The organism is Kamptonema animale CS-326, from assembly GCF_028330895.1.
GTDB classification, from domain to species: domain Bacteria; phylum Cyanobacteriota; class Cyanobacteriia; order Cyanobacteriales; family Microcoleaceae; genus Kamptonema; species Kamptonema formosum.
Map to the genome: position 1 here is coordinate 1 of NZ_JAQMUA010000275.1, position 26,169 is coordinate 26,169.

General features: G+C 43.8%; 27 protein-coding genes and 1 riboswitch. Of the genes, 12 read left to right on the forward strand and 15 right to left on the reverse strand.

Annotated features, from left to right (window positions below; all coding sequences use genetic code 11):
• Positions 1 to 94: 94 nt before the first annotated feature.
• Entirely contained in the window at positions 95 to 460 is a 366-nt protein-coding gene (locus PN499_RS15825) for a Mo-dependent nitrogenase C-terminal domain-containing protein (protein WP_272032990.1), read from the reverse strand.
• Between the two features lie 407 nt (positions 461 to 867).
• Here PN499_RS15825 and PN499_RS15830 point away from each other — a divergent pair, with 407 nt between their 5' ends.
• From PN499_RS15830 to rpsU, 6 genes are all read left to right on the forward strand, one after another.
• Complete coding sequence (locus PN499_RS15830; RefSeq protein ID WP_272032991.1) at positions 868 to 2,553, forward strand: tetratricopeptide repeat protein; 1,686 nt, start codon at positions 868 to 870, stop codon at positions 2,551 to 2,553.
• Positions 2,540 to 2,698, forward strand: a complete 159-nt coding sequence (locus PN499_RS15835) for a hypothetical protein (RefSeq protein WP_272032992.1) — start codon at positions 2,540 to 2,542, stop codon at positions 2,696 to 2,698. Before PN499_RS15830 ends, PN499_RS15835 begins: the two co-directional genes overlap by 14 nt.
• A gap of 14 nt (positions 2,699 to 2,712) precedes the next feature.
• Positions 2,713 to 2,943 (forward strand): hypothetical protein, encoded by a 231-nt coding sequence (locus PN499_RS15840; RefSeq protein WP_272032993.1) that lies wholly within the window; start codon positions 2,713 to 2,715, stop codon positions 2,941 to 2,943.
• Between the two features lie 41 nt (positions 2,944 to 2,984).
• Positions 2,985 to 3,830: a hypothetical protein gene (locus PN499_RS15845; RefSeq protein ID WP_272032994.1), complete on the forward strand. Its 846-nt coding sequence runs from the start codon at positions 2,985 to 2,987 to the stop codon at positions 3,828 to 3,830.
• A 221-nt stretch (positions 3,831 to 4,051) separates the two neighbouring features.
• Positions 4,052 to 4,357, forward strand: coding sequence for an RNA recognition motif domain-containing protein (locus PN499_RS15850; RefSeq protein WP_007353850.1), 306 nt, complete (start codon positions 4,052 to 4,054; stop codon positions 4,355 to 4,357).
• A gap of 145 nt (positions 4,358 to 4,502) precedes the next feature.
• A complete protein-coding gene (gene rpsU, locus PN499_RS15855; protein ID WP_007353851.1) occupies positions 4,503 to 4,691 on the forward strand; it encodes a 30S ribosomal protein S21 in 189 nt (62 codons plus the stop codon).
• Between the two features lie 115 nt (positions 4,692 to 4,806).
• Here rpsU and PN499_RS15860 read toward each other — a convergent pair whose 3' ends face one another.
• The 8 genes from PN499_RS15860 to PN499_RS15895 all read right to left on the reverse strand — a co-directional run bounded on the left by PN499_RS15860 (position 4,807) and on the right by PN499_RS15895 (position 11,615).
• On the reverse strand, positions 4,807 to 6,186 hold the full coding sequence (locus PN499_RS15860; protein ID WP_272032996.1) for an AtzE family amidohydrolase: 1,380 nt from the start codon (positions 6,184 to 6,186) through the stop codon (positions 4,807 to 4,809).
• A gap of 27 nt (positions 6,187 to 6,213) precedes the next feature.
• Positions 6,214 to 6,390: a DUF4089 domain-containing protein gene (locus PN499_RS15865; protein WP_007353853.1), complete on the reverse strand. Its 177-nt coding sequence runs from the start codon at positions 6,388 to 6,390 to the stop codon at positions 6,214 to 6,216.
• 346 nt (positions 6,391 to 6,736) lie between these two features.
• On the reverse strand, positions 6,737 to 8,215 hold the full coding sequence (locus PN499_RS15870) for a cobyrinate a,c-diamide synthase (RefSeq protein ID WP_272032998.1): 1,479 nt from the start codon (positions 8,213 to 8,215) through the stop codon (positions 6,737 to 6,739).
• Between the two features lie 41 nt (positions 8,216 to 8,256).
• Entirely contained in the window at positions 8,257 to 9,069 is an 813-nt protein-coding gene (locus PN499_RS15875; protein ID WP_272033000.1) for an MOSC domain-containing protein, read from the reverse strand.
• A 45-nt stretch (positions 9,070 to 9,114) separates the two neighbouring features.
• Positions 9,115 to 10,059, reverse strand: a complete 945-nt coding sequence (locus tag PN499_RS15880) for an FTR1 family iron permease (protein ID WP_272033001.1) — start codon at positions 10,057 to 10,059, stop codon at positions 9,115 to 9,117.
• A gap of 134 nt (positions 10,060 to 10,193) precedes the next feature.
• Complete coding sequence (locus tag PN499_RS15885) at positions 10,194 to 10,628, reverse strand: ferritin-like domain-containing protein (protein WP_272033002.1); 435 nt, start codon at positions 10,626 to 10,628, stop codon at positions 10,194 to 10,196.
• A gap of 378 nt (positions 10,629 to 11,006) precedes the next feature.
• Positions 11,007 to 11,309, reverse strand: coding sequence for a UPF0175 family protein (locus tag PN499_RS15890; protein WP_272033004.1), 303 nt, complete (start codon positions 11,307 to 11,309; stop codon positions 11,007 to 11,009).
• A gap of 75 nt (positions 11,310 to 11,384) precedes the next feature.
• Positions 11,385 to 11,615 carry a hypothetical protein gene (locus PN499_RS15895; RefSeq protein ID WP_272033005.1) on the reverse strand — a complete coding sequence of 77 codons (231 nt, stop codon included), beginning with the start codon at positions 11,613 to 11,615 and terminating at the stop codon, positions 11,385 to 11,387.
• Positions 11,616 to 11,767: 152 nt separating this feature from the next.
• Between PN499_RS15895 and PN499_RS15900 the strand changes: the two genes are divergently transcribed.
• Positions 11,768 to 12,775: a 2-hydroxyacid dehydrogenase gene (locus tag PN499_RS15900; RefSeq protein ID WP_272033006.1), complete on the forward strand. Its 1,008-nt coding sequence runs from the start codon at positions 11,768 to 11,770 to the stop codon at positions 12,773 to 12,775.
• Between the two features lie 337 nt (positions 12,776 to 13,112).
• Positions 13,113 to 13,544, forward strand: coding sequence for a CAAD domain-containing protein (locus tag PN499_RS15905; protein WP_272033007.1), 432 nt, complete (start codon positions 13,113 to 13,115; stop codon positions 13,542 to 13,544).
• 134 nt (positions 13,545 to 13,678) lie between these two features.
• On the opposite strand, the gene aroA is transcribed toward PN499_RS15905, so the two are convergent.
• Positions 13,679 to 15,037, reverse strand: coding sequence for a 3-phosphoshikimate 1-carboxyvinyltransferase (aroA, locus tag PN499_RS15910; protein ID WP_272033008.1), 1,359 nt, complete (start codon positions 15,035 to 15,037; stop codon positions 13,679 to 13,681).
• A gap of 223 nt (positions 15,038 to 15,260) precedes the next feature.
• On the opposite strand from aroA, the gene PN499_RS15915 reads away from it, so the two are divergent.
• Positions 15,261 to 15,755: a hypothetical protein gene (locus PN499_RS15915; RefSeq protein ID WP_007353867.1), complete on the forward strand. Its 495-nt coding sequence runs from the start codon at positions 15,261 to 15,263 to the stop codon at positions 15,753 to 15,755.
• Between the two features lie 367 nt (positions 15,756 to 16,122).
• On the opposite strand, the gene PN499_RS15920 is transcribed toward PN499_RS15915, so the two are convergent.
• A complete protein-coding gene (locus PN499_RS15920; RefSeq protein ID WP_272033009.1) occupies positions 16,123 to 16,596 on the reverse strand; it encodes a hypothetical protein in 474 nt (157 codons plus the stop codon).
• Positions 16,597 to 16,663: 67 nt separating this feature from the next.
• Here PN499_RS15920 and PN499_RS15925 point away from each other — a divergent pair, with 67 nt between their 5' ends.
• The gene (locus PN499_RS15925; RefSeq protein WP_272033011.1) at positions 16,664 to 17,419 is read left to right on the forward strand and encodes a hypothetical protein; all 756 of its coding nucleotides are present in this window, start codon (positions 16,664 to 16,666) and stop codon (positions 17,417 to 17,419) included.
• 161 nt (positions 17,420 to 17,580) lie between these two features.
• Here PN499_RS15925 and PN499_RS15930 read toward each other — a convergent pair whose 3' ends face one another.
• The 3 genes from PN499_RS15930 to PN499_RS15940 all read right to left on the reverse strand — a co-directional run bounded on the left by PN499_RS15930 (position 17,581) and on the right by PN499_RS15940 (position 21,600).
• Positions 17,581 to 18,510, reverse strand: coding sequence for a polysaccharide deacetylase family protein (locus PN499_RS15930; RefSeq protein ID WP_272033012.1), 930 nt, complete (start codon positions 18,508 to 18,510; stop codon positions 17,581 to 17,583).
• 229 nt (positions 18,511 to 18,739) lie between these two features.
• Complete coding sequence (locus tag PN499_RS15935; protein WP_272033013.1) at positions 18,740 to 20,311, reverse strand: bifunctional pantoate--beta-alanine ligase/(d)CMP kinase; 1,572 nt, start codon at positions 20,309 to 20,311, stop codon at positions 18,740 to 18,742.
• A gap of 215 nt (positions 20,312 to 20,526) precedes the next feature.
• Positions 20,527 to 21,600: a septal ring lytic transglycosylase RlpA family protein gene (locus tag PN499_RS15940; RefSeq protein ID WP_272033014.1), complete on the reverse strand. Its 1,074-nt coding sequence runs from the start codon at positions 21,598 to 21,600 to the stop codon at positions 20,527 to 20,529.
• A gap of 616 nt (positions 21,601 to 22,216) precedes the next feature.
• Here PN499_RS15940 and purM point away from each other — a divergent pair.
• Complete coding sequence (gene purM / locus PN499_RS15945; protein ID WP_272033015.1) at positions 22,217 to 23,242, forward strand: phosphoribosylformylglycinamidine cyclo-ligase; 1,026 nt, start codon at positions 22,217 to 22,219, stop codon at positions 23,240 to 23,242.
• A 167-nt stretch (positions 23,243 to 23,409) separates the two neighbouring features.
• On the opposite strand, the gene PN499_RS15950 is transcribed toward purM, so the two are convergent.
• Positions 23,410 to 24,627: a sensor histidine kinase gene (locus PN499_RS15950; RefSeq protein ID WP_272033016.1), complete on the reverse strand. Its 1,218-nt coding sequence runs from the start codon at positions 24,625 to 24,627 to the stop codon at positions 23,410 to 23,412.
• 217 nt (positions 24,628 to 24,844) lie between these two features.
• Positions 24,845 to 25,070, forward strand: a riboswitch (cyclic di-AMP (ydaO/yuaA leader).
• A 102-nt stretch (positions 25,071 to 25,172) separates the two neighbouring features.
• On the opposite strand from PN499_RS15950, the gene ntrB reads away from it, so the two are divergent.
• Positions 25,173 to 26,012, forward strand: a complete 840-nt coding sequence (gene ntrB, locus PN499_RS15955) for a nitrate ABC transporter permease (RefSeq protein WP_272033017.1) — start codon at positions 25,173 to 25,175, stop codon at positions 26,010 to 26,012.
• Positions 26,013 to 26,169: the final 157 nt, after the last annotated feature.

Genomic DNA, 26,169 nt, shown 5'->3' on the forward strand with positions numbered 1-26,169 from the left:
CTTATAGCTATAGATAGTTGCGGCGAGCGCCCACCTTACAGTTAACAATTAACAGTTAACAATTAACAGTTAACAGTTAACAGTTAACAGGTATTTAGCAATAGCGCGTCACATCTTCGCCGCAACCATCCGCCAAGTAGCACAAAGCTCGAAAACGCAGAGCAACCAATTCATTGTAAAGCGGGTTGAGCTTGCATAAGGGGGGGATGTGAAACAGTGTACGACCGAAAAGCTTGACAGTGCGCTCAAATGGACACTGCGCTGGAATTAGCTTGCACAGTCTGTGAGCCAATTTGGGGCTTTTAACTTCTATGCTGTCAAGCCATTGACGCAGGGGGCGCAGAGGATCGCAGGGTTGCGGTTGGGCAGTTGTGGGGAGATTAACAGCGCTTTCCTCTTTAGGAATCCATACCGGTATTGCTACAATTCGGTCAGATATGGTATATTCGGACACATTCATACTTCTCTTTTTCCTTTCTTGCAACGAGGTGCAAAGCACTCTGTGTTGAGTATCTACAGGGTGTCGCTTAGCGATACCGGATTTGTAGTGTCTCGATTGAATTGACTTGTCTTGGAATGGGTACTTGAGTTTTAAGCTCAGGTATGGTTTTTTGTCGTACTTTATTGTGCACCTCTAAGATTCTGACGCAGATTACCCTAAATGTTCCATAGTGAAACTACGGAATTTTAGAAGAAAGACATAAAGTTTCTAAATAGATGAGAGTTCTTAGGGCTGTAGTTTGCTGTAGAATTGGGCTGGAGCCAATAATTAAATTAAAAATTAAAAATTAAAAATTAAAGAATAAAGAATAAAAATTAAAGAATAAAAATTAAAAATTAAAAAAGTTGTAAATTCTGGGTTGTAATATGACATCGCCAACTTCTCCCACTGATAGCCCATCTAGTCCTAAATCTCCTCCTATGTCGCTGTCTGGAGCTTTGAGCATTTTTACAGCGTTCCCAGAGTACAGCCAAGGTAATCGGCTCTATGGTTTGGGAAGGTATGAAGCGGCGGTGCATCATTACGAGAAAGCGGTTGAAGTTAAACCGGACTGGTGTCAGGCTTGGTTGCAGCTAGCTACGGTGCTGAGGAAATTACACCGGTATGATGTTGTTGTTGTTTGCTGCGATCGCGCCATTGGTATTAAACCAGAGAGCTATAAGGCTTGGGTGTTGCGAGGGAGCGCTTTGTTGAGCTTGCACCAATATCAAGAAGCTCTGGTTTCTTTCGAGCAAGCAACTCAAATTCAACCGCAAAATTATGAAGCGTGGCACTACCGGGGACGAGCTCTAGAGGAATTGCATCAGTACCAAACAGCGGCTGCTTGCTATAGAAAAGCGATCGAAATCAAGCCAAATTTACCTGCAATCTGGTATCGCCAAGGCTGTACGCTGCTGCACGGCGATCGCTATGCTGAGGCTGTGGCTGCTTTTGAGCGGGTAGTTAAACTCCAGCCGGGTAACGCTGAAGCTTGGTTTTACAGAGGTCTGGCGTTAATGAAAGCGCTGCGGTACGCTGAGTCTGTGAGTTCTTACGATAGAGCGGTGCAACTGCAACCAGAAAATTATCAAGCTTGGTTTAATCGCGGCATTGCTTTGGAGAAATTGCACCGATACGCAGAAGCGGTGAATTCTTACGATCGCGTGATTCAATTGCAGCCGGGAGACAGCGAAGCCTGGTTTTATAAAGGTATGGCGCTTAAGCACTTGCGACCGGATGCGGCGATCGCGACTTTAAATCAGGCGATTAAAATTAATCCCAATTTTCCCGAATTGTGGATCGGTTTCGGTCAAGTTCTATCGGAGGCGGGACACTGGGAAGGAGCGATCGCTTCCTTTGATAAGGCAACTCAACTCAATCCGAATTTCCCGGAAGCTTGGCTGGGAAGAGGTTTAGCTTTAGCAGGAATGGAACATTACAGAGAAGCGATTATTGCTTATAGTAATGCCCTGCAACTGAAAGGCGATTTCTTAGAAGCTTGGAACTACAGGGGTGAGGCTTTGGAAAAGTTGCACCGCTACGAAGAAGCGATCGCCTGTTTTGATAAAGTGATTGCCATGACTTCAGAGTTGGATATTTCTTCTAAGGTAGGGTTTCAGCGGGGTGCGGCCTTAGAAAAGTTAGAACGTTATGCAGAAGCGATCGCTGCTTATGACCAGGTACTTCTCCTTCAGCCAGATAATTTTGAAGCTTGGTTGAAGCGGGGAAATGCCTTAGCCTTAATGCAACGTTATGAAGATGCTTTGATTGCTTACAACCAAGGAATTGCAATCTGGCCGGATAACTATCAAGTCTGGTTGCAGCGCGGTAAGAATTTGGCAAAATTGGAAAGATGTCAAGAGGCGATCGCTGCTTTTGATAAAGTAATTCAACTCAAACCGGACAACTGCGAAGCTTGGTTAAAACGGGGTGATGTTCTGCAAAAATTGCAGCGGTTTCAAGATGCGATTAGTTCTTATGGTGTGGCTTTAGAAATTCAGCCTGATTATTATGAAGCGCTAGTAAGTAGAGAGGAATTAAGGGTTAAGGGTGTAATTAGTGGGAAGTTTTGAGTCTTCTGAAAAGTCTTTATTTCGTTTACTTAAGAGATGGCGATTGCGATCGGTGGAATCAGTAAAAATCTCCGATGCTGGGATTGCCAGTCTGCGATCGCTTTCTATTTCTATAGGCCAAGCTTGGGTCGATCGCTTTGGCTAAGGATTTAGCAAAAAATGTCAGCATTTCGCGTAGAGTTTCCATATTTTGGTCGCTCCAATGCTCAGTTAGCTCTAGATTTGCTAGGGATAGCGTTGATGGATTATATCATTTTTTATCAAATTATTGGAGAAAATCTTAATGTTTTCCGACTAATTAATGACGATCGTAATTTGGAAACTATTTTCAGCAAAAATTGTGCTAAACGAGAGCTATCGTTTTTGATTATAAGTGGGAAAGCTCGCTAAACTGGAGATAAGAATACTTCCGTTATCTCTTGATTGATAAAATGGCACTACCTGGTATTTCGACTGGTTCGCCACTGCCAAATCCGATTTTAGTACAGGATGCCTTGTCTGCGATCGCGGAGTTTGAGAAGTCAAAAGTCCCTGGGGTTTGGCCGGGATTAAACCAGCGGCAAATTATTGCTGAAATGCGATCGCGCCTTAGCAATCCTTTCAATGTTAACCAAGGCGCTCAACCTTTTTGCGGCCCAGCAGCAATTGTCTTTGAGTTGATTCGCAGAAACCCTGTCTACTACGTCCAAATTTGCCGTAACCTTTTCCAACTCGGCGGTTTTCATACTCAGTCCAAGAGATGGATTTCACCCTCACCTCGTTTGCGGGAAAGTACGGGCCAATTGCAAATGCCTCAAGCTGATTGGATGATGTTATCTACTCTGCGAGAATCGGAAAACTTGATTTTTGCAGTGGAACCCGACTCTCCCCAAATTATTCGCAACATTAGCGGGATGACAAAATCTTGGGAAATGATGGGTTGGGTGCGAGAAATTCTGGGGTATCGGGATGTTAAATACCACAACGCCTATCTAATGTGGGATGTTAGTGCTTTACGGCGGGCGGCTGAGGCCATTAATGCTGGTGGGGTGGCTTTTGCTTTGATTACTGCTGAGGGAATGCTTACCAATCAGCCACCGGTGTTGGCTTATCCGAGTCACTGGGTGGCGATCTTAGGGGATATGATCGTTCAAGAAGCGAATTTTAGCCAGGGCGATCGCGGCCATATCGGTTTCGATATCTACACTTGGGCTAAAAAAATGCGTGTCGATCTCGCCCAAAAACCCTTTGAGACTTATTTTTGGGGTACGGTAGTGGGAAGTACAATTAAAAATTAAAAATTAAAAATTAAAATTTGGGAGAAAAAAATTTACTTGTGAGAAAAAAGCTTAATATTAATTAATGGAATTTAATGATTTAGACCTAGTTCATTTCAATTTTTTTGTGTTATAGTCGTAGTCTAAGGATTGAGTTCGGTTGCGTAGTGTGTTTGTATTTATGTACAGGCGTCTCTCCGAATCTAAATCTCTACAACCTCTGATTCTGGAGAAGTTCATCAATGTCTATTTACGTAGGTAATCTTTCCTACCAAGTCACGTCAGAAGACCTGACCGAGGTATTTGCCGAGTACGGTACCGTAAGTCGCGTGCAGTTGCCCGTAGACCGGGAAACTGGACGGATGCGTGGTTTCGGATTCGTGGAAATGGCCAGCGAAGCGGAAGAAGCGGCTGCGATCGCAGCTCTTGATGGCGCTGAGTGGATGGGTCGCGACTTGAAGGTGAACAAGGCTAAGCCTCGCGAAGACCGCCGTTCCTCTGGCGGTGGTGGCTGGGGTAACAATAATCGCTCTTCTCGCCGCTTCTAAGATTGGGGACTGAGATTTTCAGTCTATCTAAGTTAGTTAAAGAGGACAGATGTGGGGTCTGTCCTCTTTCACGCGCGATCGCAACTGTTTAATGAAGCCAATTTAGCGTAAATTAATAATTGAGTCAGTGTATTGAGGATATAGAATGACACAAGTTGTAATAGGCGAAAATGAAGGGATTGAGTCAGCCCTCCGTCGATTTAAGCGGCAAGTTTCCAAAGCGGGCATTTTTCCAGACATGAGAAAACACCGTCACTTTGAGACTCCCCTGGAAAAGCGCAAGCGTAAAGCGATCGCCAGACGGCCTAAGAGACGTTTTCAGCGTTCCAACTAATTCTAGAACTCGCTGGATGGCAAAAAAGCATAGAGGCTAAAAGCCATAAAAGCCATAGAATTCTGTTCCCAGGTAGAACCTGGGAACCAGATAGTTATTAATTTGAGAAGCTGGTTTAATTTTTACTGCTGACTATTCCTTGAGATTCTAAGATCGCAGCGACTCGCAGGATAAGAGCTTCATTGTAAGGCGCGGCAATAATCTGGACTCCTAATGGCAAAGCATTAGGCCGCTGGATGGGTACTGAGGCGATCGGCAAACCAATAAATGAGAGGGGTTGAGTAAATATACCCAAATTGGGGCGAATTACCACTTCTTCACCTGCTATTGTCATCTTTTCAAGGCCGATGGGTGGAGCGCAAATGGGGGTTGCTGGCGCTAAAATGATGTCAACATTTTGGAAGATTTCACTGACGCGATCGCGATACCATTGTCTGAAACGCTGTGCTTGAATGTACCAAGTGGCAGGGATGAGTGCGCCTGCGAGGAAGCGATCGCGAGTGGCGGGATCGAAGTCTTGGGGGCGCGATCGCAAATTCGCTAAATGCAAATTTGCCCCTTCACAGGCCGTAATCACAAATGCCGCAGCCCTAGCCCGGTGAGCTTCTGGTATAGTCACAGTAGCCGTACAATTTAAAGCACGGGCAACGGTTTCAACGGCTGCTAAGGCCTCTGGTTCTGCACCTTGGGCAAAATAGCCATCAGCAACAGCAATTCTTAAGCCTTCAATTCCCTGGCTTAATTGGGGCAAGCATAATTCTGGGGGGCGGTTGGTACAAACGGGATCTGCCGGATCGCTGCCTTGTAATATATCATAAACCGCAGCAATATCTCTAACCGATCGCGCAAAAGGCCCGACATGATCTAAACTTCCCACAAAGGGGTACGCACCGGCCCTTGACAAACGGCCATAAGTAGGCTTCAACCCAAAGATACCACAGAGAGCAGAGGGTACGCGGATGGAACCGTTGGTATCTGAACCCAGACTGAGGGGTACTAAACCGCCAGCGACGGCGGCGGCGGAACCACCACTGGAACCGCCAGCGACGCGGGTGGTATCGTGGGGGTTGCGGGTGGGGCCATAGTGGCTGTTTTCGGTGACGAAGCCGTAGGCGTACTCGTCCATATTTTGAGCGCCTACCAGTATCGCGCCTGCTTGTTTGAGTCTGGTAACAAGGGTTGCGTCGCTGGTGGCTGGAGGGTTTTCCTGGTTAATTTTAGCGCCGGCGAGGGTGGTGACTCCGGCGATATCGAACAGGTTTTTAACGGCGAAGGGTACGCCTGCTAAGGGGCCAGGGTTTTGATGGAGTGCGATCGCTTTATCGATTTTATCGGCATCAGCTAAGGCTGTATCAGCGGTGACAGTAGTAAAACAGTTGAGGGTTTTATCCTTAGCGGCAATGCGTTCTAAAGTGGCTGTTACGACTGCTTTAGCTGTGATTTTACCAGTTTTAATGGCTTCTGCTGTAGCGACGGCATCATCTGGGTTTGACATAATCTGGGCTCATTTGCGGTTAAAAAATCAAGGCTCAAACACTGGTGCAGATTCTATTTCCTCTGGCAAGCTAAATTCTGTAACAATTTGTGCGATCGCGGTTATTCTTTCAAAATTAGCGATCGTACCGGGACGGTGTTCGGGGTTTAATGGTAGTTGGATTAGTTCGGCTGTGCGATCGACGTATTCTTCTATATTATTCATAGTTTAGTTATCCTCTTTCAAGTTTTTGTTACTTAATTTTTTGTATTCCTGGGATTGCCTAATTTCATCCAATTCATCTAATATGGATAGAGATTCATCTGGCTTGTCTGGGCAAAATTCTAAATTAACTTCAATAACATTCACTTTACCATAACAACACTAGCAGTTTTTTTCCACTTAGTCAATGAAGTTAGGACTTACACTCAGGGCTCCAGAAACCGGGTTTTTGAGAGCATCTGTGGATAAGGGCGAAGTATTTTCGTCAAAAAACCCGGTTTCTTTGGTTCCGTGTGTAAGTTCTGTGAAGTATAAAACCAGTACGACTTCAAACGATTTTTATCCTAGTTTACACAATATTGAAATTAGCACAATGAGATAAAAAACGCTTTGGAATATCTATATTTCCTCCCCAATGTAGGTGAAGATAAGAAGCGTGGACGTTATAAATTTGCCATCCTTCAGCCACCGCTGCACTTTCTCCAAACTTACCGTAACGCCACATTTGATAAAGAGGCGTACTAGGTTCTATAGTTAAAGACGATCTATGGAACTCATGGCCGCAAACTTTCATCACTTTAGATAACAGCGGACTTTCTTGTAACGTAACCGCTTCGTGATATCCCAATGTTAATCTTTTACCCATTACTGCTGATGTTGGCAAAATGCCAGCCATTGGCCAAGAATTACCGTCAAAATCTACAATAGAATTGCACAAATACATTAATCCGCCGCACTCGGCATAAGTTGGCATTCCAGCAACAATAACAGCTTTAATTGACTCGCGGATTTTGAAATTATTGCTCAATTCTTGGGCAAAAACTTCGGGAAATCCGCCGCCAAAATATAACCCTTGAATGTTGTCAGGAAGTTGACTATCTGCAAGTGGACTCCAGAACACTAATTCAGCACCAAGTTCTTGTAATAAATCTAAATTGTCCTGATAATAGAAGCTAAAAGCGCGATCGCGGGCCACAGCAATTCGCACTAATTTTTTTTGCTTTTCCCCCTTGACAAATTGTGGCAAAGCAGTTAGATTAGATGTAGGTAAATTATCATTGTCTAAACTTTGCTCAAGCTGCTTACCCTCTAAATTTATTCGTGCAGCTAATAGGGGCAAAAGTTGCTCCCAATCAAAGCAAACCGCAGCCAAATCAGCCATTTTTTCAATCAAAGAATTAAAATTGCTCAATTCCGCAGTCGGGACTAAACCCAAATGCCGATCGGGGATAGTAATATTGTCCTGACGGCGTAAAACGCCTAAAACTGGTAAATTTAGCGGTTCTAGAGCATCTTTGAGTAGTTCTAAATGGCGATCGCTACCAACTCGATTTAATACAACGCCAGCGAACTTCAGTTTTGGATCGAAACTGCGATATCCGTGCGCGATCGCAGCCACAGAACTAGACAAGCTGCTACAATCTATAACTAATAATACTGGCAAATCTAGCAGTCGTGCAACGTGAGCTGTTGAACCAATAGAAATCAGATCCTCTCGTTCTTGTTCTTCCTTCTTCCTTCTTCCTTCTTCCTTCTTCCTTCGAGGAACCCCATCAAATAATCCCATCACTCCTTCAACTAAGGCAAATTCTGCGTCTTGACTGTGACGGGTAAAGCATTGTCGCACGTAAGATTCAGAAGTAATTACTGGGTCTAAATTGCGACAAGGACGGCCTGTAATCGACGAGTGAAACATGGGATCGATATAATCCGGGCCAACCTTAAAAGATTGAACTTTTAAACTACGACGGACTAAAAATGCTAAAATGGCGATCGCGATCGTTGTCTTCCCTGTACCGCTGCGTTCTCCCGCAATTACTAATGCCATTTTTATTTATTTAATAATAGTTAACGGTTAACAGTTAACAGTTAACCGTTAACACTTAACATATCACCAATAGCAACATTGCCACTGCTAATAATTTTTGCTAAAACTCCAGTTTGTGCGTGACCAAACTGCTGTTGTAACAAAGATAAAAGAGGTAAATCGCGATTTCCCGTATCAGGATCGACTTCAATATTAGGACAACGACCAATTTTAGCACTTACTAAAACTCGCGCAGATCCTAATTGAAATTGCTTACCCATCCAGTTAAATTCTTCCCAAGCTGGAACCCCATCGATAACAATATTAGGGCGAAAGCGACGAACATCAACAAAATTTCCTGCAATTTCGCTTAAATTATCTAGAGTTGCTTGACTTAATATGGAAATATGCACGGGTTCGCGATCTGGGTAGCGGGTTTCACCGCTGCTATCGCCTACTAAAAGTAAAGGCGATCGTGTTGGATGACGCGCTTCTTTAGTTGGTTCAAGCGTGCTAATATATTCAGTGAAAAAGCTGCCAATACGATCGCGCCCATTTGTTTTTTTTGTTTCTGCTTCCAACACTGTAACGCCTTCCCGTTTTACTGTCAAAATCCCTGTTTCGGGCTGATAGTGACATTTTAATGCTGCTAAAAGAGGCCAGTCATTTTGAACAGCAAAATGTTTCTTACTCATCCAAGGAATATTTTCTAGTACAGGCATTTCACCTGCCTTAAGACTATCTGTAAACATCAAAGCAAAAGCTCGATCGCCCTTAATACCATGTCCCTCAGTCAACAATATGCGATCGCACTCATAGGGTGTTAACCCCTTAATAGGATGAGAAAATAATTGTTTGACGGTTATGGATGTCATTTGTCTACTTGCAGCTAGAGTGATTAGATTTGTCTTACAAATGAGCTAACTTTGGGCTTTAGGTAACTGCGTCTTATTGGCTGATGCTACAGCTAAGTTTTGCAAATAAAAACCACCGACACCGAGCAAAAATAAGACATAACTCACTGCTTGTACGAGATAGAGTTTATCTTTATATCCAAACAGAGTTTTCAATAGGATACCAGGAAATTGAGTATCAGGCAAGATATTAGTTGCATTCCAAACCATCGGGCCTAAAATACAGGAGTGTGTTTGAGCCATCCGATCTGAATAGAAACATAGTGTTTGAGAATTATGCTCAATCTCGGCATAAGCATTAACAGCTTTGTCTAAATGTCCTACCATTGATACTACCAAACCTGCTACAATCAAGAGTAAGAAAATTCCCATAACTTGGAAAAACTGGCGGAGATTAATTTTAACTCCTAATTTAAACAAGAGTACGCCTATAACTACAGCCATCACTAAACCTGCTAAAGCGCCAAAAGCTGGAACTAAGCCTTGTTGAAATTTAGCAGTTATAAACAAAACAGTTTCAAAACCTTCGCGGAGGACGGCAATAAAAATTAAAGTAAATACTCCCCAACCAGCATTACTATCTTGTTTTAAAGCTGTTGTTACTGCGCCTTCGACTTCAGCTTTCAGAAATCGTGCTTGTTGAGTCATCCAAATTAGCATCCAACTCAGCATCGCGATCGCAATTACACCAAAGCTAGCTTCTAGCAGTTGTTTCATCACAGGAGTGTAAGGTCGATCGGAGTTAGAGACTGCTTGTAATAATGAACTGAATAATACACCTACTAAACCGCTGGCAGCAATTCCCACTCCCACACCGCTATATACCCAAGAATTCAGATAACTTTGCTGAGCTTTTTGCAAGCAAGCAAGTACAATTCCTACTACTAAGGCTGCTTCAACACCTTCACGTAGGGTAATTAAAAATGTTGGTAAGGCTGCACTAAAATCCATTTTTTTTTAGTAGTTCGTTGTTGGTTGTTGGTCATTAGTGGCTAGTTGTTGGTTATTATTGGTCGTTACTTGTAGTTGTATTGTATTTTAATAACCACTAACCACTAACACGGTTAACAGTTAACTGTTAACTGTTAACTAAAATCCCGCAACATCTTTTTAAGTTCAACCTGATGCAGTTCTTCTTGACCAATTAGAGTCCGGGTAAATTCTTCCAAATAAACGCTGGCATCTTGTACAACTTCGAGCAAATCTTTGTAAATACTCAGCGCTTTTTTCTCGTGGTTTAGACTCTCCTCTAAAAGGTCTCTAATCGAGTGCTTATAGGTTTCTTCAATGGGAGCAATTTTCTGGCTAGGATGCCCCTCTAAGCCGGTAAGAATTTCTCCTACCTGTTGAGCGTGGAGCAAAGATTCAGTTGCTTGTCCCTGAAAAAACTGTACAATGGGAATGCGGTTGGGCCCTGTTACCATCAGTGCATAGTGAGTATAGCGAACGACACCAGCTAGTTCACACTCCATAATGGAAATTAGCAGTTCAATGGTTTTCTTTTGGTCAAGTTCTCTCATTTGTTGTACTTGGTATTAGAACGTAACGAAAGTGAAAAATTGGAGAGCGGGAGTTTCGATTGAAGAGCAATCGTTATTTTGTCCCTGTTTTCCCTCCTAACTATATCAACTATTAAGTCATTAATAATTATTTAGTAATTTTTTACTGATTGTTTTAATAATAGCCCCGCTTTGTCACTGATTGGTGATAATTTTGAACATATTTCTCAATTATCTTAATCGGGAATGTGACTAGATCGGTAGCGATCGCACTGTTAGCCGAACTCTACATTAAGCTTTTAGTCAGTATGACCCATGACACACTAATCCCAGTGCTAGAGGTTGCGAATTCGTGTTTTGAACTCATCGGAAAAGAGAAGCTGGATTTGGGGTGTCTCGTCAGTCATCAATGCCGTCCCACAGTTCGGAAATAGGATGTAATTTGCCTTCTTTAATTTGTTGGAGGGAGGTACGGAGGCTGGCTAGGACAAGTTCGGCGGACTCGTCATCGGGATCTGCGAGTGGGGTGACAATATGGCGGTAGATTAATAACTGGTAGAAGTCGTCCACAGACATTACAGCGAGTTGAGCGGCTCGATCTAGATGGAGGTTGTGCTGCTGATAAAGTAAGATCGCGAGTTCTCTCCGCACATCGGCTTCAGTCAGGGGCAAGTTATCGGGAAGGTCGATCGTAATTTGCATGATTTATGGTACTTTTTAATTTCAATTGTCTCTTAAGTGCGCTCGCAAAACATAACTGACAAATATATATAAATTCTAGATAAAGCGACCTCCTGTTGGAATAAACATCTCAATAGCTGTGCGCCGCACTTCAGAAATATCAACTTTTTTCGCATCTTTAGTCCGTGACAAAACCTTGACTACTGGATAGTTTAGTTCTGGCAATGTACCCAGCCAAATCCGTGCTTTGCGGTATCTACTCAGATTAAGAACAATTAATTTACCTGTTGACTCCCCAAGCGTTACGCCAGTTGTGATTAAACTCATCGGGAAAAGCCTCTATTACTTCTGGACGATCAATTCGGTTTTTATCCCTCGATTTAATGCTACAATCAAACAGCCTTACCCTTAAAAAAAAAGATAAGGGAAAAGAACCCTTTTTAAGGGGATTGGAGACTCTTTATCCACAGCCAACCGCAATGAAGGTCGCCGTATTCAGCACGAAATCCTACGATCGCCAGTTTCTCTCCGCCGCCAACGAGAAACATGGACACGAGTTAGTATTTCTAGAACCGCGCATAAACTTGGAAACTAGCGTCTTAGCTGCTGGATTTCCCGTCATCTGCATTTTTGTCAACGATTTTCTCGATGCGACAATCTTAGCAGCGATCGCCAGCCAAGGAACTCGCTTAATCGCCCTCCGCTCTGCCGGATTCAATCATGTAGACTTGAGCGCAGCGCAGGAACTAGGACTTACCGTCGTGCGAGTACCCGCTTATTCTCCTTACGCCGTTGCTGAACACGCAGTTGGCATGATGTTGGCACTCAACCGTAAAATTCACCGCGCCTACAACCGCGTTCGCGAAGGCAACTTCGCCCTTGATGGCCTTTTGGGTTTTGACCTACACGGACGAACGGCCGGCATCGTCGGTACTGGTAAAATTGGCGCACTGACAGCCAAAATTCTCAGCGGATTTGGCATGAAACTGCTAGGATATGACGTTTTCCAAAGCCCTGAATGCCTAAATTTAGGTATGGAATACGTTTCCTTATCCGAACTCTTTGCTCGTTCTGACATTATCAGCCTTCACTGTCCCCTGACCCACGAAACTTACCACCTGATCGACGATGAAGCTCTTGCTCAGATGAAAGATGGGGTAATGGTAATCAATACCAGTCGCGGCGCTTTAATTGACGCTGAAGCCGCGACAAAAGCACTAAAATCCGGTAAAATCGGCTATCTCGGCTTAGATGTTTACGAGCAAGAGAGCGATCTGTTCTTTGAAAATTTGTCTGAATACGTGATTCAGGACGATGTGTTTCAACGCCTGCTCACGTTCCCCAACGTGCTAATCACGGGTCATCAAGCTTTCTTCACCGAGGAAGCTTTGCGGAATATTGCCGAGACCACTCTGGCCAATATCACGGACTTTGAGCAAGATCGCCCTTGTGCTAATGAAGTCAGCGTTGAGCGGTTGCGGAAATAAATCAAAGCTGCAACTACATTCGCTACAATATCATCGATCGACTTGGCTGCAATCGAGCAGCCAAGATCGTCACAAAGGTAGAGACACAGCTAGGGATTAATCCCCGCCTTGGCTTGTAGGAGAGCGCTCTCTCTCCCAAGACAGATTAATGTTTTAATCTGGTTAAAACCCGATTGAAAACCTCTGTTTATAATCTCCCTTTCCTTAAACCAGGTATGTTAAGTTAGATAATTAACAACAGTTTGGCAGTGTTGTTGCTCTCATGCTAATTTTCAGAAAATTAGATTGCTAGCAATTCTTATTTTTTCAATCCACGTCGCAAGTGAGGAAGTATAAAATGACTCAAGCCAACCCTTCTGATGAAACTGAACTGAAAACTGCAACGGCTCAAGTAGAGATTAACCTCGAAAAACCCGGTGCTATAGCTGCACTGCCTCCCGCAAAGGACTCAACAGCTCAGTTGCAGCAGATCAAAGACCAAGTTCTATCTGTTTTGTCTGAACTGCCGGCTTATGTATCCAATTTTTTTCAAGAATACCAAAAAGCGCTTATTACTATTGGTTTGATTGCGGCAGGCGGCATCACGATTAAAGTAACTCTAGCAGTGTTGGATTCGCTTAACGATATTCCTCTACTATCGACAACCTTTGAGTTAGTTGGTATGGGATATACTGGTTGGTTTGTTTACCGCTACTTGCTCCGCGCTTCTAACCGTCAAGAATTGTCTGCGGAAATTGAATCTTTCAAAGAACAAGTTCTCGGCAAGTAATTAATTTTGAGTTTTGAGTTGGGAGTTTTAAATTTTGAATTAAAGACAATTGCCAACTCACTCGCCGTAATTGCGGTTTTTAGCCATGAGTTTTGCATAATTTATAACTCAAAACTCAAAACTCCCAAGGCGGCTCAAAACTCAAAACTGTCTGTAAGTTGTTTGAGAGTAGCAGTGAAGTCTGGGTAAGAGATAGAGGCGGCTTCGGCGCGGTGGATGGCGGTAGTACCTGAAGCATTGAGGGCCGCGATCGCGAGACTCATGGCAATCCGATGATCGGTGTGACTGTCAAGGTCTGTACCCGTCAAAGCTGTCCCCCCAGCAATCTCTAAACCATCGGGTAATTCTGTAATCTGAGCTCCCATGCGGTTGAGCTGGCTTGCCATCACAGCTAAGCGATCGCTCTCTTTGACCCGCAACTCCGCTGCATCCCGAATTGTTGTAGTCCCTTCGGCAAATATCGCCGCTACTGCTAAAATCGGGATTTCGTCAATCAAGCGAGGGATTAAGTCACCTGAAATGGTACAACCCCTAAGTTTTCCACTATTGCGGACAACAATATCGGCGACGGGTTCTCCAGCTACTAACCGCTGATTTTGTAGCTCAATGTCAGCTCCCATCATCGCCAAAGCTTCTAAAATGCCAGTACGAGTAGGATTAACCCCAACATTCTCAATAGTTAGCTCAGAATCGGGGACAATAGCTCCCGCTACCAGCCAAAAGGCTGCGGAACTGATGTCACCAGGGACAATTACGGCTTGACCTTGCAGTTTCGCCGGGCCCGTAACTGTCACGCTGCAAGTATCGGGATCGACACTAACTTTAGCTCCAAAAGCTTGTAGCATCCTTTCGCTATGATCCCGCGACAGAGCCGGTTCTGTCACCGTTGTTTCTCCCTCTGCCATTAAACCAGCCAACAAAATGCAGGATTTGACTTGAGCTGAAGCAATGGGAGAATGGTAGTGAATGGGTTTTAGCCGCTGTCCGAGTACGGCTAGGGGAGCCAGAGAGTTGCTTTCTCTACCCCAAATTTGAGCCCCCATTTGTTGCAGAGGTTTAACAACGCGGGACATAGGACGCGATCGTATGGAATTATCCCCCGTTACCGTAAAAAATCGTCCGGGGTGAGAAGCTAAAATTCCCATCATTAGCCGCATTGTAGTACCGGAGTTACCAGTGTCTAAGATATCCTTCGGTTCCCGTAACTCGCCGAGTCCAAAGCCTTTAACCCGCACTAATTCGGCATTCAGTTTAGAAATTTCCGCTCCCATCGAGGCGAAACATTTAGCAGTGCTGCGGGGGTCTTCCCCTAAGAGCAGTCCCTCGATAGTAGTTTCTCCAGAAGCGATCGCTCCTAACATTAAAGCTCGATGAGAAATAGATTTATCCCCCGGAATTCGGATGCGGCCTTGTAGCGACAGACCCAATGGGGGTTTTTGAATTATTAAAGTTTCATTTTCAGTGGTTTTCGCAGTGACGATGACTGGTGGCATTGAGATAAACTGGTGTGGGACTGCGTTAGCTATCGTACCGCTTTCCCAGTCATTAAAGTGCGATCGCTACTCAGTTGTGAGTCCTGATTGAAAAATCAAGGCTTAGAACTCAAGACTCAGGCTTCAGAGTTCAGGACTTACAACTCACATCACAACTCAGGACTTAGGACTCAGGACTCAGGACTACTGAATGACTAATTACCCCCAAGAACGCTCAAATTTTATGCTGACCCATCACCGCAAGCCTGTAAGTCTTTCGCTAGTATCTACAGACTTACCACTATGGTCAGTCGTTGAAACCGCTGCCACACTCTATCAAAAAGACCGCGATCGATTCCACTTGCTGTTACACGAACCAGCAATTATTGACAAGGAACCTCAAGGTTTCACCTCAGAGGACATTGCTACTTTACCACCCGTCACAAAACCCCGACTTCTGTGGCTAGAAGTTTCGCCTTTCCGAGTGATTATGACGATGCAAGGAAATGGAAATTACAGTTACCGCCACCTCTGGGAGCGAGAAATGTACGGTCTTAGTCGCTATTGGCTCCAGAGCGACTCATTCATAACTCCCGGACAATTGCGGCTCCGTAATTTCACCCGCAAGTTGATTTTAACAGGACGACCTTTACCAGAACATCTGCGGTTAGAATATGAGCTATGGTCGGAAAAAATTCAATTGGGACACTATGTTTTAAATTTAGAAATTCATCATTGAATTGGTAATTGTTAGTTGTTAGTTGTTAGTTGTTAGTTGTTGGTTGTTGGTTGTTCGTTGTTCGTTGTTAACGTTAGGTATTCGTGGTCATTGCGAGCGTAGCGAAGCAATCGCAATAGGTCGATATCGCTTTGAGGTGCTAATGGCTAAGAATGATATACTCTTTCTCCGATAGATGAGGTATGTAGTTGGGCTTTAGCCCTCCGATCGTGGTTATATAGAATATTATATGGCTAGCGACTCCTATATCTTGCGATTGCTTCACAAAGTCAAGCGCTACGCGCAGGCTACGCCAACACAATGACAATGAACAACTAACAACCAACAATCAACAACTAACAACTAACAACTAACAACCAACAATTACCTATTTACTACAGTAAACCGCAAGTTCACCAGTCAAGTTATCTTGATTTTTAGCAGCTTTATTGGCAGCTTGACCTGCTTTAGTTACATCCTTCTTAGCCTTTTCGATCTGCTCTCGACCCTCTGAGGTAGTCGGGGCATTTTTCCCCCTATCGAGAGCTTTAGCCATGTCGCTAAGTGATTTGCCGAGTTCTCTAAATTCTGCGCTCAATCGAGTCTGAAACCCTTTGAGATTTGTTTCCGTCAATTCTAAAGTGTCTAAGTCTTTTGCCGTTTGATTGAGAGCATTAGCAAGATTTTTGATACTTCCTACATCGCTGTTATCTTTTTTAGAATCAATGAGAGCATTTCCTTTATTAACTACTTGAATGAGTTTGTTACATTGGACAAATTTACTCTCACCGCACCCAGTCAAGAGCGAATAGCAAGCAGCTATTGCTATAATCATGCTAGCCTGTTTGCGAACAACCTTCATAAAGTCTCTCCTGGAAAAAGGTTATAGAAGAAAGAACAAGGATTTAATATAAGTTGAATTAGAAACTATGGTCAAAAACAGCAGCAATATAGAGAATAGCAGAATTTTGGGATATCTCACTGTGATTATCCCTATTTCCTTCGGCGTGGTTGCTACTCTAGAATCCTGGCGTTTCTTGCTGGCGATCGCAGTTATGGGCGGAGTTGGCTGGGCCTGGAGACGCTATCAGCGACAGCAGCAGCACAAACTAGCTCATTTGGATGCGGTTTTTTATCGGTTAATTCAAGAAAATCAAGGGCGAGTTACTGCTTTAGATTTGGCAATGAATGCTAAGTTTTCAGGTACACAGGTTCAGCGGTATTTAGATGAACGAGCTAAAGAATTTGCGGCTGAATTTGAAGTTACTGAGCAAGGGGGAATAATATATTACTTTCAAACTGCCCAATCTTTGAACACAACTGAAGATCATGATTTGGTGGATGATTTACCTCTTACAGTGAATCCGCCATTACCAGATACTCTGAATCGTTCAGATGAGGCTATTATCAAAAATTTGTCTATAACTCCTGTGGAAGTTAGAAGTCAGCAGGAAGAGAAGCGTAAAAGCCCTCAATTATTCCCACTTTCCCCAGGTAAGGAAGTTGAAAAATCCCAAATTTTATTAACTCAGGTAGAACTTGCTAATCGGTTAAATGTCCATCCTACTACTGTTAGTAAGTGGAAGGTTAAGGCTGAGTTTTCTGAATGGAGTTGTCAGAGAGATCCAGAGGCGATTGCTTGGCAATATTGTATGGAAAATAAGCGTTTTTTTCCCAGGAGTTAGAGTAGCAGGAGGCAGGAGGCAGGAGGAAAATGCAATCAGAAAAAGGGTTTGGGCGATCTGGAATGTTAGGACTTACGCAAAACTATCCGTAACGCCGCCATCCTGGCGGTAAGAATACCTCCTAGAAGGCGGCGTTACGTATGACTTTTAAAAGTTGCTTGCTAATCTATAGTAGTATGCGCTATTTCCTGCTTCTTACTCTCCTCATCCTGCATCTGCAATAACTCAGGAACAGTAACAAACTTATAGCCCTGTTTCCTCAATTCAGCAATAATATTCGGCAAAGCCTGCACAGTCTTAGAGCGATTTCCACCACCATCGTGCATGAGTACAATTCCCCCGGAACTTGCCTGACGCAACACATTATCTTTAAGCGACTGCATCGAATTACGCCAATCTAAAGAATCAGCAGACCACATCACCACTGTATACTTTTTTTGCTGAGCATAAGCAGCCAATCCATTAGTGAGAATCCCGCCTGGAGGACGAAACATCGAAACATCAATACCAGTCGCCTCCTCAATCAAAGATGATGTACGGTCAATCTCCTTAGCAGCAGCATCCTGACTGTATTTAACGTATTTATGATTCCAAGTATGATTGCCGATCGCATGACCGGCAACAGCTACTCTCTTCCCAAGTTCTGGAAAAGCCTTTAAATATCTCCCTACCCAGAAAAAAGTAGCTTTAATATCGTTTTTATTGAGAATATCTAAGATTTGAACTGTTGTTTCCGGCCAAGGGCCATCATCAAAAGTCAGTGCGATCGCTTTTTGCTTAGAACCCAGTTTCGCCTGAGTTACAGTAGTTCCTTGAAACTGAGAGGGAATCAAAAAACTAAACTGCTTCTCCTCCAAAAGCGCGATCGCTTTTTGGGCCTCCTCAACTCGTTTCTCTACCGCTGCTGTTACTTTCAAAACCTCTGGACTCGTCGCCGACTTCTGGGGCTGCACTACAGCCCAGAGTGATACCAAATGATTAAGCCGTAAATTCAGCGGCAGCATTACCCCAAGCACAAAACTGCCAGCAGCAGCTACAAAAGCAGCAGTGAAAGTCTTTCGCTGCCGCAGCAAACGATTCAAGTCTGCCACGTTTTTCTCCTTCACACCATTACGCAGTTAATTTTAGAGCTTAAATTGAACAGTAGCAGATCGACAATCCTGGCTCGGATTGCCCTAAAGAAATTAAAAATTAAAAATGCCAAATTAAAAACGATCGAGTTTAATTTTTAATTTTTAGTTTTTAATTTTTAATTAATTACGTTGTTCTACGATACTATTGCAAATAACCGCAAACTGGGAAGAGCATCAGGATAAAAAGTTAACGTTTAGCTACATTTCTCTCTTTGTATAGGCTGACAATGCGATCGGTAACTTGGGCAATGGTCAAACCGTCTGTTTGAATCTCAACAGCATCAACTGCTTTACGTAACGGTGCCACCTCGCGGGTACTGTCTTTTTCGTCGCGTTCTGCAATATCCAGTTCTAACTGTTCTAAACTGATATCGTTCTGACCGCGAGCTTGAAGTTCGATTAGCCGTCTGCGCGATCGCTCCTTAACTGATGCCGTCAAAAAAATCTTTACTTCCGCATCTGGGAACACATTAGTCCCAATGTCTCGACCTTCAGCCACAATACCACCTTTTCTCCCATAGTATTGCTGCTGTTCTACCATAAAACGCCGCACTATAGCCAAAGCCGCCACTGTCGAAACATGACTCGTCACTTCCAAAGTACGAATAGCCTGAGTCACATCTTCACCATTAATATGAAGAGTAAAAGATGAAGGGTGAAAATTAAATTCAATCTTACAAGAACTGACTAACTCCGCGATCGCAGCTTCATCGTCCATCCGCGTCCCAGTTTGCAACACCAGCCACGTCACGGCCCGATACATCGCCCCCGTGTCCAGATACCTCAAACCCAGAACTTGCGCCACCTGCTTCGTAACCGTAGATTTACCAGCCCCCGCCGGGCCATCAATTGCGACAATTGGCCGACGATTGAGCAGCATAATATTATCAATCAAGCGAGTAGAACCAATCCTAGCCGCGATCGCCAATAACCCCGCTTCCTCCACAACCTCCAAAACCCTCAAACTATTAGGTTCAACCAGTTCCACATACTCCACCTCAACTACCGATTCCCTCGCCAATTCCTCATTTACAACCGCCTTCAACACCGCCGCTGTCAGTTCCCCTTCCTCAAACACTGCCTGAGCTCGTTGCAAAGAACGATAAATTGTAGCCGCCTGCGCCCTTTCTTGCGAACTTAAATACTGATTGCGAGAACTCCAAGCCAAACCAGAGGCTTCTCGCGCGATCGCACCAGCTACAATCTTCACAGACAAATTCAAATCCGCTACCAACCTGCGAATAATTGCCACCTGCTGAGCATCTTTAATCCCAAAATAAGCCGTATCTGGCTTAACTAAATTCAAAAGCTTAGTTACAATCGTCGCCACTCCCTGAAAATGTCCCGGCCTAGACTTACCACACAAAACCGAAGTCATAGCCCCAGGCGGAACAACAGTAGTCATTGGAAATTCAGCACTATTTCCACTTCCTACCCCCAACTCCTCAGCAGAGGGAACAAAAATTACATCAACACCAGCCTCTTCGCAGATTAATCGATCTTGCTCCAGGGGTCGAGGATACCGTTGAAAATCTTCCGTCGGCCCAAATTGGAGCGGATTGACAAAAATACTGACAACAACCACCCTATTTTCCTGCCTCGCCCGCTGGATTAAACTCAGGTGTCCCGCGTGCAGAGCTCCCATTGTCGGCACTAAAGCAACTAGCGAGGCCTGTGGCTGGCTTCGCCTGGGTTCCTCCTGCGACATATAGGAATTTAAGTAGCAGCGCAAAGCCGCCGTCGTAGTAAACACGCGCACTAAGACACCCTCCAGAATTGTTAACGGTTCACTGTTAATAGTTAACAGTTAACGGTTAACTGTTAACTGTTAGGCAACGGACGCTCTAAAGGATTTAACGGATGTAACTGATTTTAACGAATTTGACCTTTTTATCACTCAACTGTCAACTGTTAACGGTTAACTGTCAACTGTCAACTGTCAACTGTTAACTGTCAACTGTCAACTGTCAACTGTTAACGGTTAACTGTTCTGGCGTTTTGGGAATCTATCAACTCCAACTGCACGGGAGCAATACCAGAATTGACCATTCCCAGCATTTGAGCGGCGGCGGCAGACAAATCAATTAATCGGTCGCCAACGTAGGGGCCCCGGTCATTAATTCGCACGACTACGGAACGGCCGTTGTCTAGGTTTGTTACCAACACTCGCGTGCCAAAAGGTAAATCGCGATGGGCTGCTGTCAACTCATCTTGATTATAAGTCTCTCCACTGGCGCTAAGATTGCCATGAAAGCCTGGGCCATACCAAGAAGCCCATCCAGTGATCCGCACATGGACTGGGCCCAGAGAAATTACTCTGGGTTCTGGCTTGGGTTTACCGACAACTTCCTGAAGGGGGGGAGCATTGCCTAAAAGTCGGCGCAATCGATTGGTTGCTTGTAAGGCATCTACGCTAAAGTCGCTGGTAGTGTCGGGGAGAATTGTCTCCGCGTTGATTTCTACCAAATTCTCCCCGTTGACTTGAATGATGTAGCGATCGCCTTTTTCCCACTTGACAGCAATAGCATTGGCATCGGCGCTGTCTCGGAAAAGTTGATTGAGTTTTGCGGCCATCGCTGTTGCTCGCCAAACTGGATCGGCTACTTCAGCGGATCTAGGCCCTTGCTCGCGGTTACTCTGAACTTCTGCATTCGCCCCCATTTTTAGGCGATCGCTGCTCGTGGCTGCCCTAGAGTCTGATACAGTTCCGTTTTTACCACCTTTGGTACTCGGTTCTAGAAAGGTGAGGACGGGAATATTGCGTAGATATACTGTAGCGGCTAGACGGCCCGCCAACGAGTGGGTCTGAATCTTTGCGATCGCCTCAGAGTCAAGCTCAGCTTTGGCTTGGTACTGGTACTCTCCTACTTTAACAACCTCCACCCGTTGAGGATTCAACTGAGGAGACGGCTTAGCGGTGTGGACTTGCTGTCCCACCGTATGAGCCATGTTAACTGTCTCTGGTTCTTGGGCCCGACTCGATGATGGTGTCACCAGAGCGGGAATTAGCAGGACAGGAAGGAGTCCGCCAACAAGTTTTTGCTTCATACGTCCATTTTTGTGAAGAGCAATTTTGGAGCGAGTAGCTGGGATCGAACAGGCACAAGGGATTTTCCCTCTAATCCGCATTCATCCCCCAATTGAGCTATCTGCACTTTTAGGCGAGTTTCTCGCAGCCATCTGCAAAAGCCAAAATTTTTCAGCTAAACCCGCTTTTTAGTAACAACTCATACTCATTCCGTGTTCACTTCTTGTTAAGGAACTGCAACAGACTACCACGAAGTTCTGGGATTGGGGATCAAAAGAATACTCAAATTTACAATAACTTCACAAAAACTTTATCGGGCTATTTTGGCGCAGATTCTTTTATATCAATGATTTGAGCGATTTTAGCCGCTAAAAAAAATTCATCAAATCTTTAAATATTTTTTTCCTTATTTATGTAAATAGTCTCTGGAACTGGGGGAGCGGGGGAGATGGGGAGCTGGGGGAGCAATTTAATCAATTAAAAATTAAAAATGCAAAATTAAAAAAATGCAAAATTAAAAATTGTGAGATTTAATTTTTAATTTTTAATTTTTAATTAATCGGAGGGGAAGATGGGGAGAATTTTGCTTTCTTAGCAATAGACTAGGGACTAGAGACTTAACGACAAACGTAGACTATGGATTATCGAGAAGCAGGTGTAGATGTCGAGGCCGGTAGAGCCTTTGTGCAACGTATCAGGAATATGGTGCAGAGTACCCACCGACCTGAAGTTTTAGGCGGGTTTGGCGGGTTTAGTGGATATTTCAGCGTCCCTAGCGGTTTGAGCGAACCCATTTTAGTCTCCGGGACAGATGGTGTTGGTACAAAGTTAAAATTGGCACAAATTCTAGATTGTCACGACACAGTAGGAATTGATTTAGTCGCCATGTGTGCTAATGACGTACTCACATCAGGGGCCGAACCGCTGTTTTTTTTAGATTATTTAGCTACTGGCAAATTGAACTCAGAACAACTTGCTCAGGTAGTTGCTGGTGTTGCTGAAGGATGTAAGCAAGCGGGCTGTGCTTTGCTAGGAGGAGAAACCGCAGAAATGCCAGGTTTTTATCAACCGGGAGAGTATGACTTAGCGGGGTTTTGCGTTGGTATTGCAGAAAAGAGCAAATTGCTGGACGGTTCCCAGGTACGGGTAGGAGATATTGCCATTGGACTATCTAGTAGTGGCGTTCACAGCAATGGCTTTAGTTTAGTTAGAAAAATTGTCAGCAGTGGTGGCTTTGACTGGAGTTTAACACCTCAAGAATTAGGCGGGAAAAGTTTAGGGGAAGTGTTGCTAACTCCAACTAGAATTTATGTTAAACCCGTCCTAGCAGCACTCCGCACTGGTCTGCAAATTACGGGGATGGCTCATATTACTGGGGGAGGTTTACCTGAAAATTTACCTCGATGTTTGGGGGCAAATCAATCGGTAAAAATTGATATTAATAGTTGGCAAACTCTGCCTATTTTTGAATGGATTGCTAAGGCGGGTGAAGTTAAGAAAATGGAGATGCTTAATACTTTTAATATGGGGATTGGATTTGTTTTATTAGTTTCGTTAGCAGACGCAGCGCAGGCAATTAAATGGTTTGAATCTCAGGATATCTCTGTTGCTCAGATTGGGGAAGTGATTGAGGGAAATGGGGAATTAGTAATGGAAATTTAAACTCTGTTTGTAGCAGCATTTTGTAGCACTTTTATCATCATATAATGATGATAATAGCGCTACAAAAACTTTACCCAAAGCAATAGAAAATATTCTACAATTCTTCATTGTTTCAGAGGAAGCTGAGGGCTATATCATTGATTTTATAAAGTGCTAGGCTAGATTTATCAATTGACACTTACAAGTGTATTTGTCTTAATTTCTAATGGTAACATTACAGTAAAAGTGGAACCGATACCTACTTGAGAGACTAACTTTATTTTGCCTTGTAAAAGTGTTACCAGCCGAGAAACTATTGCTAATCCAAGACCCGTGCTGTCGGGAGGGAACTGGTAGCGATTAGGTTCTCCAACTTGGAAGAAGGGTTCAAAAATTCGCTCTTTATGTTCGGGAGCAATGCCTACTCCGGTATCTTTGACCGCGATTGACCAGTGTTCATCTGGCAATAATTCGCAATTTAATTCGATGCTACCAACTTCGGTGTAGCGAATGGCATTGCTGATGAGATTAGTGAGAATTTGCTGAAATCGATGAGGGTCGGTGATAATTTTATCAGGTACACGATCGCTTTTTAATACGAGTTTTAATCCCTTATCGTCAGCTAATGGCTGCATGGTTTCTATGACGGTATTAATTGTAGAGATGACATTGATTGGTATCAGGCGCAATTTGATTTGTCCGGCTTCGGCGCGGGACAGTTCTAAGGCATCATTTACTAACCGGAGTAACTGTCTGCCATTCCGCAACACTCGTTCAATATGTTCAATCTGAGGTCGGGTGTCTCTCACTTCTGTTTCCCGTTTTTCTTTACGTAAAAATAGCTCGGAATAACCGATAATTGAGTTGAGAGGTGTTTTGAGTTCGTGAGCTAAGTGAGCCAGGGTTTCTTGATTAGCATTTGCTAAGCGATTAAGTTCTTGATTTGTCAATGTTAATTGACTTTGAATCTGCTGCAATTCTCGCAATCGCTCGTCAACATAACTTTTAAAACATTGCGCGATTGCTTCGTCCAATACAGCATCAATTAGACGCATTGTTCGCATTACTTCGGGTACAGAGGTGGTTAGCAACTCTGGTTCTAAATGAGTAAATATCACTTGTCGTAATAAACGGTATTCCTGGGCTACTTCTGAGGGATCGTATCCTTGTTCAGCCCGCAACAATCCGTGTTCTAAACTTGCACTTACTATCAGTCCAATTTCACTTTCTTGAGTTTTGGAGAGTACGGTTGCCATTGCAACTAATACGTGAGGAATATGATCTTTTACTGCTGAATGCGGTAAAGTATCGGCACTTTCGATGTGTCTGTCTTGCCGCACGGCTTCAACCCAATTGGTGAGTATGGCTTCAGTTTTGTCAGCTAACAGTTGGCTACAGTCCAGCATGGTTAGGATGGGGGGAGGATTAGGGCAGATATTCCCTTGGGATTATTGTAGTTGACCTGCTGCAAACTGGCAGAGCAAAACTTGAAGGCTCCACTAGCAAAAGACACAGATTTACAATCAGTAAATAGCCTCTCCTCCAAAAAGGTGCTGGCTACCGCTACCCAAACTTACTTCCGAAGACGTATTGACGTAAAAAAGTTTTGATGATAGAGTCATTATGTAAAGTCAGCCTAATCCAGTTTTTCAGAACCACAAATAAAGTGTTACTGGAGCGGAGGAACCAATTTTAGGGGCGAATCTCTAATAATTAAAAATCAAAAATTAAAACTTAAAAATTTAGAAGTGTTTTAATTTTACATTTTGACTTTTTAATTACGATCGGAGAAGGACATCTCTCAGTCCTAGCCCGTCAGCTAACTTCGTAGGCATTGAGAAGAGACTGAAAGAGTCAACTTTCTAATAATAGATAGTTTGGCTTCGTCAGTGTCTCTGGTTGGTATATGTGTACATTGTTGTACCTGCCCCTGACTCTGAGGAGTTCTAATATGTCAATTCAGCTTAATTTGTCTGCGATCGCAATTGCAGGACAAGTGGCTTGGAAACGGGCTAAACTTGTTGTAATTCGAGATGCCGTACTGCTTCCCCTCGCTGGATTTCTCGGAATTATCATTTTGTGGTGGATAGTTGCCCTCTTCAAAAGCGACTTGATGCCAACTCCCTATCAGGCCCTAATTGCTAATTTAGATTACATATTGCATCCCTTCTATCAACGCGGCCCAGGCGATTTAGGCATTGGGTGGCTGTTGCTAGCAAGTTTACGGCGGGTGTTAATCGGATTTTTGTTAGGTGCTATTGTCGCCATTCCCGTTGGGTTTTTGATTGGGATGTCCAAACCAGCAATGATGGCTCTCAACCCACTAATTCAAATCTTCAAACCCGTATCACCTCTAGCTTGGCTACCAATTGCCTTAGCAATTTTTAACCTAGCAGATCCTTCTGCAATTTTTGTCATCTTCATAACTTCTCTGTGGCCGACAATTATTAATACCGCCTTGGGAGTTTCCAGTGTTTCCAAGGATTATCTCGATGTGGCGCGAGTGCTGGAAATGCCTTACTGGAGGCGGATTACTAAGATTATTTTGCCAGCAAGTTTACCCTACATATTTACAGGATTAAGAATTAGTTTAGGGATTGCTTGGTTGGTAATTGTGGCCGTAGAAATGCTAACAGGCGGAATTGGAATAGGCTTTTTTGTGTGGGATGAATGGAGCCGCCTCAATCTAAGTTCAGTATTTTTAGCAGTGCTAGTAATTGGTATCACTGGCTTACTTCTTGACTACGGAGTTGGCAAAGTTGAGGAATTAGTGACGCATCGAAATGGTTAGTTAGTGGTTAGTAGTAATTAAGACTTGGCGGTTAAAACCGCTACTACATAAACAAAGTCCGCCTGCGCGGACTGAAGGATAAAGTGGTATTTAAGCCGGATTTAGTATTAGCGGCTAAAGCTACTATTAGGAGAATGAGAATTAGTTTATGTTCAGC